The organism is Acinetobacter sp. 70_2 (assembly GCF_056736115.1).
The window spans coordinates 1,448,508-1,463,758 of record NZ_JBWZIP010000015.1 but is presented as its reverse complement, the minus strand read 5'-3'; the positions used below and the strand labels follow the sequence as shown (position 1 = coordinate 1,463,758).

General features: G+C 38.3%; 17 protein-coding genes. 3 read left to right on the top strand and 14 right to left on the bottom strand.

The window, feature by feature from the left end; all coding sequences use genetic code 11:
• Nucleotides 1-14 precede the first annotated feature (14 nt).
• The 4 genes from purT to AC1PJ9_RS16005 all read right to left on the bottom strand — a co-directional run bounded on the left by purT (nt 15) and on the right by AC1PJ9_RS16005 (nt 2,917).
• The gene (purT, locus tag AC1PJ9_RS16020) at nt 15-1,232 is read right to left on the bottom strand and encodes a formate-dependent phosphoribosylglycinamide formyltransferase (RefSeq protein WP_311087798.1); all 1,218 of its coding nucleotides are present in this window, start codon (nt 1,230-1,232) and stop codon (nt 15-17) included.
• A gap of 101 nt (nt 1,233-1,333) precedes the next feature.
• The gene (locus tag AC1PJ9_RS16015; protein WP_263613526.1) at nt 1,334-1,723 is read right to left on the bottom strand and encodes a tautomerase family protein; all 390 of its coding nucleotides are present in this window, start codon (nt 1,721-1,723) and stop codon (nt 1,334-1,336) included.
• A gap of 128 nt (nt 1,724-1,851) precedes the next feature.
• On the bottom strand, nt 1,852-2,193 hold the full coding sequence (gene ygaH / locus AC1PJ9_RS16010) for an L-valine transporter subunit YgaH (RefSeq protein ID WP_263613527.1): 342 nt from the start codon (nt 2,191-2,193) through the stop codon (nt 1,852-1,854).
• Between the two features lies 1 nt (nt 2,194).
• Nucleotides 2,195-2,917, bottom strand: coding sequence for an AzlC family ABC transporter permease (locus AC1PJ9_RS16005; protein ID WP_311088068.1), 723 nt, complete (start codon nt 2,915-2,917; stop codon nt 2,195-2,197).
• A gap of 119 nt (nt 2,918-3,036) precedes the next feature.
• Between AC1PJ9_RS16005 and AC1PJ9_RS16000 the strand changes: the two genes are divergently transcribed.
• Complete coding sequence (locus AC1PJ9_RS16000) at nt 3,037-3,507, top strand: hypothetical protein (RefSeq protein WP_311087797.1); 471 nt, start codon at nt 3,037-3,039, stop codon at nt 3,505-3,507.
• A 68-nt stretch (nt 3,508-3,575) separates the two neighbouring features.
• Here the strand turns inward: AC1PJ9_RS16000 and AC1PJ9_RS15995 are convergent, their stop codons facing one another.
• Both AC1PJ9_RS15995 and AC1PJ9_RS15990 read right to left on the bottom strand, forming a co-directional pair.
• On the bottom strand, nt 3,576-3,911 hold the full coding sequence (locus AC1PJ9_RS15995) for a hypothetical protein (RefSeq protein WP_263613529.1): 336 nt from the start codon (nt 3,909-3,911) through the stop codon (nt 3,576-3,578).
• Between the two features lie 169 nt (nt 3,912-4,080).
• Nucleotides 4,081-4,788, bottom strand: coding sequence for a Crp/Fnr family transcriptional regulator (locus AC1PJ9_RS15990; protein ID WP_311087796.1), 708 nt, complete (start codon nt 4,786-4,788; stop codon nt 4,081-4,083).
• 92 nt (nt 4,789-4,880) lie between these two features.
• Between AC1PJ9_RS15990 and AC1PJ9_RS15985 the strand changes: the two genes are divergently transcribed.
• Nucleotides 4,881-5,402 (top strand): Mpo1 family 2-hydroxy fatty acid dioxygenase, encoded by a 522-nt coding sequence (locus AC1PJ9_RS15985; RefSeq protein ID WP_311087795.1) that lies wholly within the window; start codon nt 4,881-4,883, stop codon nt 5,400-5,402.
• Nucleotides 5,403-5,453: 51 nt separating this feature from the next.
• Here the strand turns inward: AC1PJ9_RS15985 and ychF are convergent, their stop codons facing one another.
• The 8 genes from ychF to AC1PJ9_RS15945 form a co-directional block, all read right to left on the bottom strand.
• On the bottom strand, nt 5,454-6,545 hold the full coding sequence (ychF, locus tag AC1PJ9_RS15980; RefSeq protein WP_004642544.1) for a redox-regulated ATPase YchF: 1,092 nt from the start codon (nt 6,543-6,545) through the stop codon (nt 5,454-5,456).
• 93 nt (nt 6,546-6,638) lie between these two features.
• Nucleotides 6,639-7,298 (bottom strand): methionine ABC transporter permease, encoded by a 660-nt coding sequence (locus AC1PJ9_RS15975; RefSeq protein WP_004792864.1) that lies wholly within the window; start codon nt 7,296-7,298, stop codon nt 6,639-6,641.
• Nucleotides 7,279-8,355, bottom strand: coding sequence for a methionine ABC transporter ATP-binding protein (locus AC1PJ9_RS15970; protein WP_311087794.1), 1,077 nt, complete (start codon nt 8,353-8,355; stop codon nt 7,279-7,281). Before AC1PJ9_RS15970 ends, AC1PJ9_RS15975 begins: the two co-directional genes overlap by 20 nt.
• A gap of 5 nt (nt 8,356-8,360) precedes the next feature.
• The gene (locus tag AC1PJ9_RS15965; RefSeq protein ID WP_311087793.1) at nt 8,361-9,194 is read right to left on the bottom strand and encodes a MetQ/NlpA family ABC transporter substrate-binding protein; all 834 of its coding nucleotides are present in this window, start codon (nt 9,192-9,194) and stop codon (nt 8,361-8,363) included.
• Nucleotides 9,195-9,207: 13 nt separating this feature from the next.
• Nucleotides 9,208-10,038, bottom strand: a complete 831-nt coding sequence (locus tag AC1PJ9_RS15960; protein WP_077164057.1) for a MetQ/NlpA family ABC transporter substrate-binding protein — start codon at nt 10,036-10,038, stop codon at nt 9,208-9,210.
• A gap of 14 nt (nt 10,039-10,052) precedes the next feature.
• A complete protein-coding gene (locus AC1PJ9_RS15955) occupies nt 10,053-11,465 on the bottom strand; it encodes an LLM class flavin-dependent oxidoreductase (RefSeq protein WP_263613534.1) in 1,413 nt (470 codons plus the stop codon).
• Complete coding sequence (locus AC1PJ9_RS15950; RefSeq protein ID WP_065184751.1) at nt 11,465-12,688, bottom strand: SfnB family sulfur acquisition oxidoreductase; 1,224 nt, start codon at nt 12,686-12,688, stop codon at nt 11,465-11,467. Before AC1PJ9_RS15950 ends, AC1PJ9_RS15955 begins: the two co-directional genes overlap by 1 nt.
• Before the next feature lie 12 nt (nt 12,689-12,700).
• On the bottom strand, nt 12,701-13,936 hold the full coding sequence (locus AC1PJ9_RS15945; protein WP_311071437.1) for an SfnB family sulfur acquisition oxidoreductase: 1,236 nt from the start codon (nt 13,934-13,936) through the stop codon (nt 12,701-12,703).
• Nucleotides 13,937-14,281: 345 nt separating this feature from the next.
• Here AC1PJ9_RS15945 and AC1PJ9_RS15940 point away from each other — a divergent pair, with 345 nt between their 5' ends.
• Nucleotides 14,282-15,046 (top strand): glutathione S-transferase family protein, encoded by a 765-nt coding sequence (locus AC1PJ9_RS15940; RefSeq protein ID WP_311071435.1) that lies wholly within the window; start codon nt 14,282-14,284, stop codon nt 15,044-15,046.
• Nucleotides 15,047-15,251 lie beyond the last annotated feature (205 nt).

The window sequence follows — 15,251 nt, the reverse complement described above, 5'->3', positions numbered from 1 at the left end:
CCAATAAGTAAAAATTAAGAGTTTGTTTGAACGCTTACTTGATCAGCGGTTTCTTTCGCTAAAGTACGAGCAAGATCAGTATTTTCAGCACGAGCAGTTGCAACACCCATACGACGACGTTTGAAACCTTCCGGTTTACCAAACAAACGTAAGTCGGTATCTGGATGAGCTAAAGCTACATTCAGATTGCTATAACTTAAATTGTTGGCATCTACACCCGCATAAATTACGGCGCTTGCGGCCACACTGTGACGCGTTGTGTTTACAGGTAAACCTAAAATGGCACGTGCATGCAGTTCAAATTCACTTTGATACTGAGACGCTAAAGTTACAAGTCCTGTGTCGTGTGGACGAGGTGAAACTTCACTGAACCAAACTTTATCGCCCTTAATAAACAGTTCTACACCAAAAATACCACAGCCACCAAGTGCTGTTGTCACTTTATTTGCAATACGTTTTGCTTCTTCAAGTGCAGCAGGGGACATGGGTTGAGGTTGCCAGCTTTCTACATAATCGCCTGCATCTTGGCGGTGACCAATTGGGTCACAGTAGTGAGTTTCAATTTCACCGGTTTCAGGGTTTTTAGCACGAACAGTAAGTAAGGTAATTTCAAAATCAAAATCAATTTGAGATTCAATAATCACTGTGCCTTGATTAACACGGCCACCTTGCATCGCATATTCCCAAGCAGCATCGACTTCATCGAAACTTTTTACACGAGACTGACCTTTACCTGAAGATGACATGACTGGTTTTACAAAGTTCGGATAACCAATATCATCACACGCGGCGCGGAAACTTTCTAAAGATTCAGCAAAACGATAAGCAGAAGTAGGTAAACCAAGCTCTTCAGCCGCAAGGCGGCGAATACCTTCACGGTTCATGGTGAGGTTTACAGCTTTAGCAGAAGGAATAACAGTTGCTGTTTGGTTAGCTTCAATCTCAAGCAAAACTTCTGTCGCAATTGCTTCAATTTCTGGAACAATTAAATTCGGTTTAACTTTTTCAATGAGCTGTTTTAATTGAGCAGGATCAGCCATGTTTAACACATAAGAAAAGTGTGCAAATTGCATGGCTGGTGCGTGATCATAACGGTCGGCTGCATGTACTTCGACACCAAGGCGTTGTAGGGAAATTACAACTTCTTTGCCAAGCTCTCCTGAACCTAACAATAAAACTTTAAATGCAGAAGATTGAAGGGGGGTACCGAGTGTCACGCTCATGCGAATCATCCTGACAAAATTATTTTTTTAAGCATAGCAGAACTTATGGTGGAGTTAAGCCTTATAACGCATAAAAAGATGAATTTTGTCAGACAATGCGTAAGTCGTTTTTAAACGTTAACTTGATAATTTAAACGTAATTCATCTGCGTTTTGACCACGGATGCCCCAATTTTCTTTAGGGGTTTCAAAAATAGTGATTTCAATGTCTTGTGGGGCAATTCGGCAATACTGTTCAATATTACGAAATAAAGTTTGAATGAGTCTTTTCTTGGCTTCGGTACTTCGGCCAGTAAACATTGAAAGTTCAATAATAACGTAGTGCTGGCTTCGATCTGATGGATAGATAAAGTTTTCCGGTTTAAGGCTAATAAACCTTTGAAATTTTTTCTCTATTGGGTATTTCAACTCTTCAATGAGGGCCTGATGAACTGCATGAGAAAGCATTTCTCGATACTGCATGATGGTTTGTTCATTTGCATAAATTTTAACTTGTGACATTTTTATCTCTAATCGCTAGATGGTGTTATCTTTTAATAAATTTCAAAAATGAGTTTTCATACTAGAAGTTATTATTCTTAATCACTTCTAGTATTTATATATTATATAAGGTTGATAAGTTTATCTATTTATAAAGGTAAATAAGTGTAGATCAAGCCATAAACGAGCGCAGCAGTTAACGTTGCTGGAACAATTTTCTTAAATTTAAAATAAAGACCTGCTAAAACCAGAAAGCCGATGAGCATAGCTAAACTTTTATCTGGATTTTTAAGAAGTGGTGGAAGGGTTGCTACCACAAGCATGGCGCTAATTGCAGATATACCAATACTTCCCAATGCAATTTTTATCCATACAGAACCACGTTTTTGATGAGAACCTTGTAGTTTTTGTATAACGAAAAATGGTCCGAAGCGTGAAGCAAAATTGGCAATACCAACAATAATACCCACCAAAATAATTTCTAAATTCATATCAGGCTTCAACCTCATCAAACTGTTTCAGCACATAATATTTAAATAGACCCGCTAAAATGCCTGAAAAAATACCAATAAAAATAGCAGCAGATAAGTTAATCCAATAACAGGCTAAGGCTGAAACTACTAAAGATACAGCGACAACCAAAGTATGTTTACGTTCAAAAGCCGCGAGTAAAAAACTTAAAAATAAAGCTGGTAGTAAAAAGTCTAAAGCTGCTTGTAAAAATTTTGGAAGATGAGCGACTTGATCTGCAAATAGTCCACCTAACAACGAACCACTTGCCCAAGACATCCAGCTGAACAGACTTAAACCTAACATCCAAGATTCAGACCATTGCTGCTTGCGCTGTGAAAGCTGAATCATTCCACTCGCAAAAACTTCATCTGTAAGACCCCAAGCCCAAACAGCCGTCTTTTTTAAGTTCAGTTTATTTGCAATTAGGTTATAGAGCGCTGGGCCATAAAGGACATGGCGAATATCAAGTGCAATAACCGTTAGGGCAGTTAACCAGATAGATGAACCACTTGCTAAAAGAGCCACCACTAGAAATTGGCTAGCACCGGCATACATCGAACAAGAAAGAAAAAATGCTTCCCACGGGCTAAAACCAAATTGAGATGCAGAAACACCAAAAGCAAAAGAAACAGGTAAATAGGTAAGTACGATGGCTTGACTATCTTTGGCACCTTGCCAAAAAGTTGCTGTTTGAGCAGCCATCTGTTGTTGATTTGACACAATGCACCTTGGCAGGAAAACAATTATAAAAACTTGAAAGATTGAGTATTGTAGCCGAATTTAATAGCATAGTGCCGAAATGTTTAATTCGGCAGTTTGATATGTTCAAGTCAAAGACTCGTTTAGTTTATATCGCCATCCTGAGTGCGAGCGTATTTATATTGCAAGGCTGTGATAATGGGAATCAGAGCACGGATAAAAAAGTTGAAATTAAACCAGCGCCGAAATTAACCAATGATGCAACGGTCTATGCAAATAAGGCATGGACATTAATTAACACGGTTGATCCTTTAGTCTATGGGAAACAGCTTAGTCAGATAAATGATAAGGTTCGTAAACCCTTACGTCAGCTCAGTACAGATTGGCGTATTAATGTAAAAATGACAGATTCGGTAACTGAAGGAAAATATGCACTTTGCCGCAAAGCCTTAACAAGTTTAGATGTATGGGCAAGAGAAACTGTCGAAAATTCAAATTCTGTTGCTCAAAAACAGGTTGATTACGAGCGTGATAAACAGCAGTGTAAGGATGCAATTGCAAATCCAAATTTAGGAAATACATCTCCAAAATAGAGTCACTGCATATAAAAAAGCGAGATTTTGAATCCCGCTTTTTTAACTCATAAATTAATCAATATTAATTATGGTTTTGTCGCAGTTTTAGCAGTGTTCGCAGTTTTTACAGCATCTTGTTTCATTTGGTGAGTAGCTTGATTTGCTTCTTGTTTAGCATGAGTTGCGCTAGTCATTGCAGCATGTTTCTGCTCATTCATATCTTTTTTAACATCTTGTTTTGTTTTTTCAGCTTCTTTTTTTGCTTTTTGAGCAGTAGGTTTGCCGCTTACAGCAACACATTTACCGCCTTTATGATGTGGTCCAGTTCCTCCTTGGAGTTGAGTTCCTTTTGGACATGCAAATGCCGAAACACTTAACATTGCCAATACGCCAGCTGTAAGAATTGTTGATAATTTTTTCATGTTAATCAGCGCCTTGTTGAGTTTTTGAGTATTATTGCTCAGTCTGAGTGTAAAATGAAAAATTCTGTTTTGGAATACTTATTTTGTGAAATAGAGTTTGAACAATGTTTTATTTTGCAGTGTTATCTGATTTTTTAATTTAATTTTAAGTTTTTATTATATAGCGCCTTTAAGTATTAGATTTTGCAATTAAACTTAATTTTTCGATATCTAAAATTTCAATTTTTCTAAAGGCAATTTTAATAATATTTTGTTTTTCTAACAAGTTTAATTCGTGGTTAATGGTCTGTCTGGATGTGGTCAGCATATTTGCCAATTGTTCTTGAGAAATATGGATGTGATGATCTTGAATAAGAATATGATTTCCATATCCTTCTAAAATGAATAGAAGACGTTGAGCAAGCCTTTGAGAAATACTGCGTGTTTGGATAGCAATCTGTTCTAAAAAAACGTACCTGAGTTTTTGGCTGGTTAAACGAGCAAAGTAATACCAGTAATATGGATTGTCTTTGAGTAATTCATTTAATGGTTTGGCAGGAATATGCAGAACGGTACTTTTTTTCAAAGCAATCGCATCGTGCGAACGTGGTTCATGATCAATCAGGGATATTTCACCAAACCACATAATTGGCTCAGCAATTGCAGAAAGAGCTTCGTTACCATTTACGTCGACATAACCTAAGCTAATTGAGCCTTCAAGCACAGTATAAATACCATCAAACACATCTTGGGCACGGAACACATAATTGTTTTTTTCAAAGGTTCTTTGCTTACCATGCTCTAGAATAAAGTTTTGGAATGCTTCTGGAAGCAAACTAAACCACGTGTTTTCTCTTAATCGATTAATATAAATAAGATCCAATATCAGCCCATCCATGAAAAAAATCATTACTTTGTCAAATAGCTGACAACTTTAAGTTTTCCTTATTTGTACAGTATGACTATAGATAGATGAATAGGGAACAACTCATGTCAAATCTGGAGCAACAGCTTAGCAAATATGCAGCTTACCACTTAAATCATAAAAATATTTTGACGCATTTTATCGGTATTCCGCTCATCGTGTTTTCAATTTTATGTTTAACTGCGAGAGCTGGAGTCGATATTGGCAGTTTTAAACTGACTTTAGCTGTAGTGTTGATTGCAGTTAATACGATCTATTATTTCATTTTAGATAAAGTTTTTGGCGTAATTATGCTGATTCTTTTAGCCGCTGTGTATCCACTGGCGAGCCAAATTGCTCAATTATCCTTAGGACAATGGTTAGCGGCAAGTATTGGTTTCTTTGTGGTGGGTTGGGTCTTTCAGTTTGTTGGGCATTATTTCGAAAAGAAAAAACCAGCTTTTGTTGATGATGTGATTGGACTTGCCATAGGGCCATTATTTGTATTGGCAGAATTTATATTTATGCTAGGTTTTAGAAAGCCTTTGCATGCGCGTATTTTACAAGAGGCGCGCAGTAAACGAGAGGCGATGGATTTAAGTCATTAACAATAAAAAAAGCCCCAATATGATGGGGCTTTTTCTTTCTTAAACTTTAACTTATACGTTAAAACGGAAGTGCATTACATCGCCGTCTTGAACAACGTAAGTTTTGCCTTCTAAACGCCATTTACCAGCTTCTTTAGCGCCGTTTTCACCGTTGTATTGTACGAAGTCGTCATATGCAACAACTTCAGCACGGATAAAGCCTTTTTCGAAGTCAGTATGAATCACACCAGCCGCTTGAGGAGCAGTTGCACCAACTTTTACTGTCCATGCACGTACTTCTTGTACACCAGCAGTGAAATAAGTCTGTAAACCTAAAAGTGCATAACCTGCACGAATAACCACATTTAAGCCTGGTTCTTCCATACCCATTGCTTCTAAGAACTCAGCACGATCTTCATCTTCTAATAATGAAATTTCAGCTTCAATCTGGTTGCAAAGAGGAACAACAATCGCGTTTTCTTCAGCCGCAAGTTTTTTAACTGCGTCTAAGTGTGGGTTGTTTTCAAAACCATCTTCTGCAACGTTTGCAATATACATGGTTGGTTTTAAAGTCATTAAACCAAAACCACGAACTAATTTACGTTCGTCATCAGACAAATCAGCTGCACGAGCTGGTTTACCTTCGTCAAGTAAAGGTTGGATTTTTTCTAAAACTGCTTTAGTTGCTACAGCTTCTTTGTCACCGCCTTTAGCAACTTTAGTTAAGCGTAAAATTGCTTTAGCAACAGTTTCAAGATCGGCAAGCGCAAGTTCAGTATTAATCGTTGCGATGTCGTCTAATGGATCAATTTTACCATTTACGTGAATTACGTTTTCGTCTTCGAAACAACGTACAACATGAGCGATTGCATCAGTTTCACGGATGTTAGCAAGGAATTGGTTACCTAAGCCTTCACCTTTTGATGCACCAGCAACAAGACCTGCAATGTCCACAAATTCCATTGTAGTTGGCAAAATACGCTGTGGTTTAACAATCGCAGCAAGTTTGTCTAAACGTGGATCTGGTACAGGAACAATACCTGTGTTTGGTTCAATGGTACAGAAAGGGAAGTTTTCCGCTGCAATCGCTGCTTTCGTTAATGCATTGAAAAGGGTAGATTTCCCTACGTTTGGCAGACCAACAATACCGCAATTAAAACCCATGAAAACCACTCACAAATGTGTAAATTAAAAATTGTCGCTGATTTTACATGAAAGCCATGACAAAGTCATGGCTAGAGCGGGGTTGTATTGCTTTTAAACTTTACGTTTATCAAGTTGCTGGGCTAATGCATCGCCAGTTGCTTGTACTAACATGACTAAAACAATGAGCACAAAAATTACAGCCAACATAATTTGCATATCAAAACGTTGATAACCATAACGATAAGCAATGTCTCCTAGGCCACCTGCACCAATAGCACCAGCAATCGCAGAGGAGTTAATCATAGTCACAATAGTCACGGTAAAGCCTGCCACAATACCCGGCAAAGCCTCTGGTAAAAGCACATGCCAAATAATTTGTTTGCGGTTACAACCCATGGCTTGTGCAGCTTCAATTAAACCTTGATCGACTTCGCGTAAGCTGACTTCTGCAATACGAGCAAAGAAGGGAATTGCCGCAATCGTTAAGGGAACAACGGCTGCCCACACACCATAACTTGTACCTACAATCCAGCGAGTCAGCGGAATAAGTGCAACCATTAAAATTAGAAAGGGCACAGAACGAGTAATATTAATGACCCAACCTAAAGCCTGATTAATCTTTTGCGATGGGTGAATGCCGTGCTCAGAAGTACTGACTAAAACAACAGCAATAGGTAAGCCAATTAAAAAAGCAATAAATGCAGATGCACCTACCATGAGTAAGGTATCTACGGTTCCAGTAATTAATAAATCAATGAGCTGGTCGTGCATAGCCAAGTACCTCAAATTGTGCAATTGCAGTTGATGCATCTTGTCGTATAGATGAAAGATCAATTTCTACGTTTGGAATACCGACTAAAAGTGAGCCAATAATATGCCCTTGAATGGTATCGACCTGACTTTGATATAAATTGACGGGTGCTTTAAATCTAGCAAGTAGCTCTTGTATATCGGGTACTTGATGGGCTTCAGCCTCATATTTCAGTTTTACAATAATATGAGTTGAATTTTCATCGGGTAGAGGGCTGATTTTAAAAGGCAGAGTGATCTGCTCAAGGTTCAACAATTCTTGAGTAATTTGTTGCTCTGGTCGTGAAAATACAGACCAGACTTGTCCAGCCTCTACAATTTCACCTTGATCAATCACTACCACTTGATCACAAATTTCTCGAATGACTTGCATTTCGTGAGTGATGAGTACAATCGTTAGGCCAAGTTCCTGATTAATCTTTTTAAGTAAAGCCAAAATAGTAGCGGTACTTTCTGGGTCAAGTGCTGAGGTGGCTTCATCACAAAGTAAAATTTCAGGATGATAGACAAGTGCACGTGCGATACCGACACGTTGCTTTTGTCCGCCCGAAAGTTGTGATGGATAATGACCAGACTTATCTGCAAGACCTACGAGTGCTAGAACTTCATTTACACGTTGATCGATATCTGCTTTGTTGTAATTGGAAACTTTTAAGGGCAATGCCACATTTTCCCAGACCGTTTTTGCAGACATCAAATTGAAGTGTTGGAAAATCATTCCAATACGTTGGCGTGTTTGAATAAGCTCGGCATGACTCAATTCAGCAATGTTTTGTTGATGAATATGAATACTGCCGCTATTCACTTGTTCTAAGCCATTTAAAGTGCGGAGTAGGGAAGATTTTCCTGCACCACTTTTACCAATAATGCCTAAAATCTTACCTTGAGGAATATCAAGGTTAATCTCTTTTAAAGCATGCAGCTTTTGACTCTGCGATTGGTAAAACTTATTTAAACCACGAATTTTGATATGGGGTAGAGAAAAATCAACTTGTGATCCAAAACTCACCATGGTCATTCTCCTTATTTCCAGCCTTGAAACCACATACCTTGGCCAAAGTCTTTATCCAGAATATCTTGTGCTTGTTTTGAGTTCTGGAATGCTTTAACAAAGGTTGCAAGTTTTTGGTTTTTATCTTGGTAATCGCGACGGGTCACAAACAAAATTGCATATTTTTTATCGATTGGATCTAAAAATAATGCGCTATGTGGGTCGGTTACCTTTGCCATTTTTAAGTAGTGAGGAAAGCCGAAAATTAAATCGACATCGTTATATGCATGCGCGGTTTGAGGGCCTTCAACCTCAACAAAGCTTAGCTGTTTAGGATTAGCAATAATGTCTTGAGTCGTTGAAAGTTCATTATTAATGTCTTTAAGCTGAATTAAACCTGCACGGTGCAATAAAATTAAAGCGCGAGCTAAATTGACGGGATCGTTTGGAATAGCAACACGTGCATTTGAAGGTAAGTCTTTAAGTGATTTATATTTTTTTGAATATAAACCCACATGACTTCCTGAGCCCACGGCAAATGCATGTAAGTCATAACCCGTTTCTTTTACAGCATTACGTAGAAATACGCTTTGCTGGAAAAAGTTTGCATCAATATCGCTGTTTTGTACGGCAACATTTGGTGCTCGCCAGTCAGAAAATTCAACAAGCTTGACATGAACGCCTTGCTTTTCTACTTCATTGGCAACGCTTTGTAATAATTCAGCATACGGTGGACTAATGCCAATCGTTAAAACATCATCGGCTTGTTTATTTTTAATATAACGGTAACCGACGAGGCCCAGAACTACGATAACAATCGTAATTCCGAGTAACCAAGGCTTATGCTGTTTGAACTGAATCGCCATAATCTTTCCGCTATTACTTCCAGCCAGGGAACCAAAGTTTTGGCCCAATCTCAGCATCTAACACAGCTTTAACTTTTGGCGAGTTTTGATAGATCTCAACAAATTTCTTTAATTTGTCGCCCTTGTCCTGATAGTCGTCACGTACTACAAACAAAATGGCATAGCGTTTATTGGTATTGTCATCAAGTAAAAGTGCACTATTAGGGTCAGCTGTTTTTGCTAAGCGTAAGTAATGTGGATAGCCAAAAGCCAAGTCAACATCATCAATTGCACGAGCAGTTTGTGGTCCTTCAACCTCGATGAATTGCAAGTTTTTAGGGTTTGAAACAACATCTTTAAGTGCAGATAAATGGTTGTTGGAATCTTTAAGCGTAATTAATTTAGCTTGCTGTAAAAGGAGTAGGGCACGACCTTGATTCACTGGATCATTTGGGATGACTACACGTGCGTTTTGTGGCAATTCATCAAGGCTTTTATATTTCTTTGAATAAAGTCCCACATGTGATGCTGCCCCTACTGCAAATGCTTTTAATTTAAAGCCAGTTTCTTTAATTGCATTGTCTAAGAAAGGTTGATGCTGGAAAAAGTTGGCATCAATATCCCCATGATTTAAGGTAATGTTTGGTGTGTTCCAGTCAGAAAACTCAACCAGTTTCACATTTAAACCTTGTTTCTTTGCTTCATCGGCAGCAGCTTGTAAAGGTTTTGCAAATGGTGGACTAATGCCAATCACAAGTTCATTTGAGCCACTTTGACGATGTTTATTCCATAAGAATAAAGCAACAAAAAGGACTACAACGACTAAGCCTACGCCTAGCCATTTTTTAGAGGCTGTTTGAGCCATGTCTATCTCCAAATTTAAGCGGTTATTTCTTCAATTTTTGTTAGGTTTTTGCTGTTGTTATAGGGACTACATCGGAACGCTTGAACAGGGTGTTGTTCTGGTAATTGATCACCCCGATTAAAAATTTTGTTCCGTAGTGAACCCGTTTTATATGCAGTTTTATAGCGACCACGTTGCTGTAGTTCAGGAATAACCAAGCGAATAAAGTCGTGGTGAGACTCAGGCGCAACTGTACGTGTCAAATTAAAGCCATCAATATCAGTCTCATCTAAAAGATGAATTAAGTATTCAGCAACTTCTTCGCCACTACCCACGATAAGGGGATAACGGCCACCTAAAACATGTTGAGCTTTTAAGTCATTTTTTGTGATTTGCTGTTCTTTAAATTTTTCGGTAATCGAAACAATGCTATTACTTTTTTGGTAAGGAATTGCTTCATCGTCAGCAAATTTACTTAAGTCAATGCCTGTTGAACTCGCATAATGTGCGAGGCCTGCTTCAGGACTTGCATATTGACGATATTCATTAAGTTTTTGTACGGCCAGATCATGTGTTTCGGCAACAACAACGGTTATACCGACAAAGACTTTAATGTCATCCGCTGAACGGCCTTGTTGTTCTGCAAGATCACGAATCTTTTTCACTTGTTCGCGTATTTTTTCGGGTTTGTCACCGCCAATAAATACACACTCAGCATGACGAGTCGCAAACTGCATGCCTTTTGGTGAAGCACCTGCTTGAAATAGTGTTGGGGTGCGTTGCACAGAAGGAGATACCTGAAATACCCCTTCACTTTGGTAATATTTTCCGTGATGGTGAATGGTGTGAACTTTAGATGGATCTGTAAAAACACGCTGTACTTTATCTTTTTTAACTGCGTCGTTTTCCCATGAACCTTCCCAATATTTATAGCAGAGCTCTAAAAACTCTTCGGCTTGTTCATAGCGAGCATCGTGGTCTTTTAAACCTTTTTGACCAACTAAGCGTTCGGCACTGTCTAGATAACCTGTCACAATATTCCAGCCAATACGACCTTGAGTTAAATGGTCGAGACTCGCAAAGCGGCGGGCAAATTGATAAGGATGCTCATAGCTCAAATTTACAGTGACTCCAAAACTTAAGTTTTGAGTGACTGCTGCCATAGCTGAAATAAGTGTAGATGGATCATGGCTCGGAAGCTGAATGGACTCTTTTAAAGTTAAATCAATACCATTTTGATAGACGTCATAGACACCTGTAATGTCCGCAATAAACAAACCATCAAATAAACCACTTTCTAAGATTTTGGCTTGTTCTGTCCAATAGCTCAGTTCATTAAAGCGGTGTGATTCATCACGTGGATGTGTCCATAAGCCATGATTGATATGACCAACACAGTTCATGTCAAAGGCGTTTAATAAAATTTCTTTTGCTTTGAAATCTGCCATTACAATGTCCCCCGACGAGGTGGTAGAACACCGTTAAGAACATAGTTCCCAATAAAGTAATATTTCCATCGTGCGGCATCATGTAACGTATGTACACGCGCATTGCGCCAGAAACGGTCTAGACCATCTTGTGACTGACTACCACGGCTTCCTGCAAGTTCAATCAGCTTAGACGATGCTTTGAGTGCGATATCAGTACTATGAGCACGCACTTTGGCCACATCAATTGAAGCTTTTGCAATGCTTTCAGGTGTGGTTTCAATTTTTGCGGCATCAATTGATTGAGCTGCTTGTTTTAATAACACTTCACTTGCCCGTACATCTACAGCAATGCGTCCTAATTCATAAATTGTTAAAGGATCTTGGTTTGCTGTTTCTACATTTGAATCAATCCATGGGCGGGCCTGATGCACTCTTTGCAAGCTTTCTTCAAAGGCTGCACGTGCAATGCCTACTTCAATTGATGCATGCATAATTTGGGCAAAAGGGCCCACTAAGGTTGGTTGTAAAAATGCAGTATCAAAAGGAATAACATCATCTGCATCTACAAAAACCTGATCAAATTTAACTGTACCGCTACCTGTGGTTTTCTGCCCAAAGCCAGACCAGTCATCAACAAGTTTTAATCCTTGTGAACCACTTTTTACAAAGGCTAAATATTCTCGGCCTGCATCATCTAAAACTAAGGTTGGAATACGGTGAGCAAATAAACTTCCTGTGCAGTAAAACTTTTCACCTTGAATGAGATATCCATTTTCGTGAGGGCGAATATTGGTTTGTTTATGAGTTGAAGTTTTGGTTTTAAACTCAGCAAGTGCATTACCAAAGCGAGTGCCATTTAAAACTTCGCCGTATAAACGTTGTTTTTGAGCTTCTGTGCCCGTATTGCGCAATACTTCTAAAGCATAGAAATGATTTTGTGGAATTTGTCCGATTGAACCATCTGCACCGCTTAAAAGTGCAATCACTTTAGCAACAGTATGACTTGAAACTTCAGCACCGCCATATTGCTTTGGCACTGTAATTGCCCAAAGACCAGATTGGCTCAAAGCATCAATTTCGGTATACGGTAAAATTCGTTTAGCGTCTCGCTCAACTGCGGTTTTTTTAAATTGCTCAGCAAATTGTTTGGCAATTTCTAATGCTTCAGCATCATTTTGAATAATGTGCGCTTGGCCAGATGCCGATGTTTGTTTAGTTTGAACCGATTGATATGAAGTCATGACAATTGCTCCTTAAATCCAGGCATGGCGGGCAGGGAAATGACCATTAAGGTAATAATTGCCAATGGCATGTAATTTCCAGCGAACAGGGTCGTGTAAGGTATGTACACGGGCATTTCGCCAATGTTGATCTAAATTATGTTGGCTTAAGCTTGAACGACTACCACCTAGCTCTAGTAGTTTTTCAGAGATTTGTAGGGCAGCATCATTGGCATAGACTTTTGCTTCAGCAACCAAAATTGAAGCTTTAGCTACTTGTTCATCAGTCACAGTTTCAAGTTGGTCAAGTTCATCTAAATATTCAGCAGCGTCATCAAGCAGTAAAATTGCAGCATCGAGCAAAATATTTAACTTACCTACCTCTTGCAGGGTGTAATGTTCAAAGCTGGCTTTTTCAACGTTTGCATCAATAATTGGACGTGCTTTATGAATAGTCGATAAAGTATCTTCAAAAGCAGCTTCTGCAATACCGACATCAATCGCTACTTGTAATAGCTGTGAATAAGCACCGCGATAAGTAGGAACCTGTGTTAATAAACGTTCATCAAAAATAAGCTCAGGATTAACTTCAACATGATTTAATTTAACTGTGCCGCTCGCTGTCGTACGTTGCCCAAAACCATTCCAGTCATTAATGACTTCAATACCTTGAGCCTCCCGGTTAACAATGACTAAAACAACATGACCTTCGGGATGAACCGCTTTAATTGCGAGCCAATGCGCAAAACTTGTTCCAGTCGAATAAAATTTTTCACCGTTTAAAATGTATTTACCGTTTTCAATGGTAAGCGTTGTTTTTAGTGTTTTTGAGTCATGTGTATTACGCTCTGGACCGCCGTTAGCAAGACGTTTGCCTGCTAATATTTCTGAAAAGATAAATTGTTTTTGTTGTTCTGTACCCAAGATTTCGATGAGGTTTAACAGGCTAATCTGATTTTGTGGAATTTGACCAACATTGGCATCGCCTTTACTTAAAATACGGAAAACTTGAGCCAAAGTTTTATTGGAAACAAATGCACCGCCGTATTTTTTTGTGATGCGAATTCCGCCTAAACCTTTTTGGCTAAAGCTTTCGATTTGCTCATGCGGCAATAAGCGTTGTTGATCACGTGTATTACGACCCTCTAAAGCAAAATCAGCCACTTGATAAGCGGCATTAATCGCTTGTTGATCATTTTGAATGACTTGGACGTATCCCGTCGTTTTAGATAGAGAATTAGACATAATGACACCTTGTATTGCTGTCATTACCTTACAAAAGAAATATTTTTCCACTAAACGAGGACTTATGCTCAGCTTATGAATAAAAATGCAAAGCACTTTTTTTGATTTTTAATAGATAAATATAGATATAGAAATGTATTAAAAATCAAATAATTATGCTTTTTGTTTGCAAAATGAATTACTAAAGTAGTTTTAATATGAAAAAGAGCTATAAGTACGGTAAAAAAAGATATAAAAAATATAGACCTAACTGTCAGTGAAAAATGAGCACAATATCCATTGTTTTCATTAAAAATAGCTTCTAAAGTATCTATTTACCGAAGACGATTTTTGTACGAATAGTCAAATAAAAATAAACGTGGAGATTTTATGCGGGTTTTGTATCAGTTTCCTTTATCTCATTATTGTGAAAAAGCTCGCTGGTTGTTAGACCATAAAGAACTTGATTACGTTGCACATAATTTGATTCCTGGCTTTCATCGTGCTTTTGCACAACTCAAAACAGGGCAAAATTTATTGCCAATTTTGAAAGATGACCATCGCTGGATTGCTGAATCAACTAAAATTGCGCTTTATCTGGATGATACCTATCCAGAACATGCACTTTTACGCCGAGATGAGCAACTTAGACAGCAAACACTTAAGATTGATAGTTTGGCAGATGAACTGGGTGTACATGTACGTCGTTGGGCACTTGCCCATACTTTAGCCCACGGCGACCATGCTCTAGAGATTATGATGGGTGAACAGGGTTACTTGCGCCAGTTTGAAAAAATATCAAAACCTTTCCTCAAGACTTTAGTAAAGAAGAACTATAAGCTTGAAGGGGAAGTGGTGAGCCAGTCAAAAAAACGTATGGATGAACTCATCAGTGAGTTGAATCAGTACCTCATTGAAAACCAAGCACGTTATATGGTTGGCGAACGCTTGAGTCTCGCTGATATTTCGGTTTGTTCTATGCTTGCACCTTTATTAGAAATAAAAGGTACACCATGGGAACCCGAAGAGGATGAAGAGGTGTCGCCAGAGTGGAGAAATTATCAAAAAAGTTTACTTGATTTGCCGCTTGGACAATATGTTTTAAGAATTTATCAAACTGAAAGAAATGCGCGAGTTGATTGGCGAGGCATTTAATCTATAGGTTTTATAAAAAGGCTCGAAATAAATCGGGCCTTTTTTCTCATATTCCCAAAAACATTTTAATTGTAAAAATATTACTATCAATTTTATAAATGGATTTTATTAAAACATTTATAAATATTATTTTGATGCTTTATCTTCTTTTTTAGAAAAATAATCTGCTTCGGTCTAACTGTTTAATAAGTTTAATTTTTCTTTT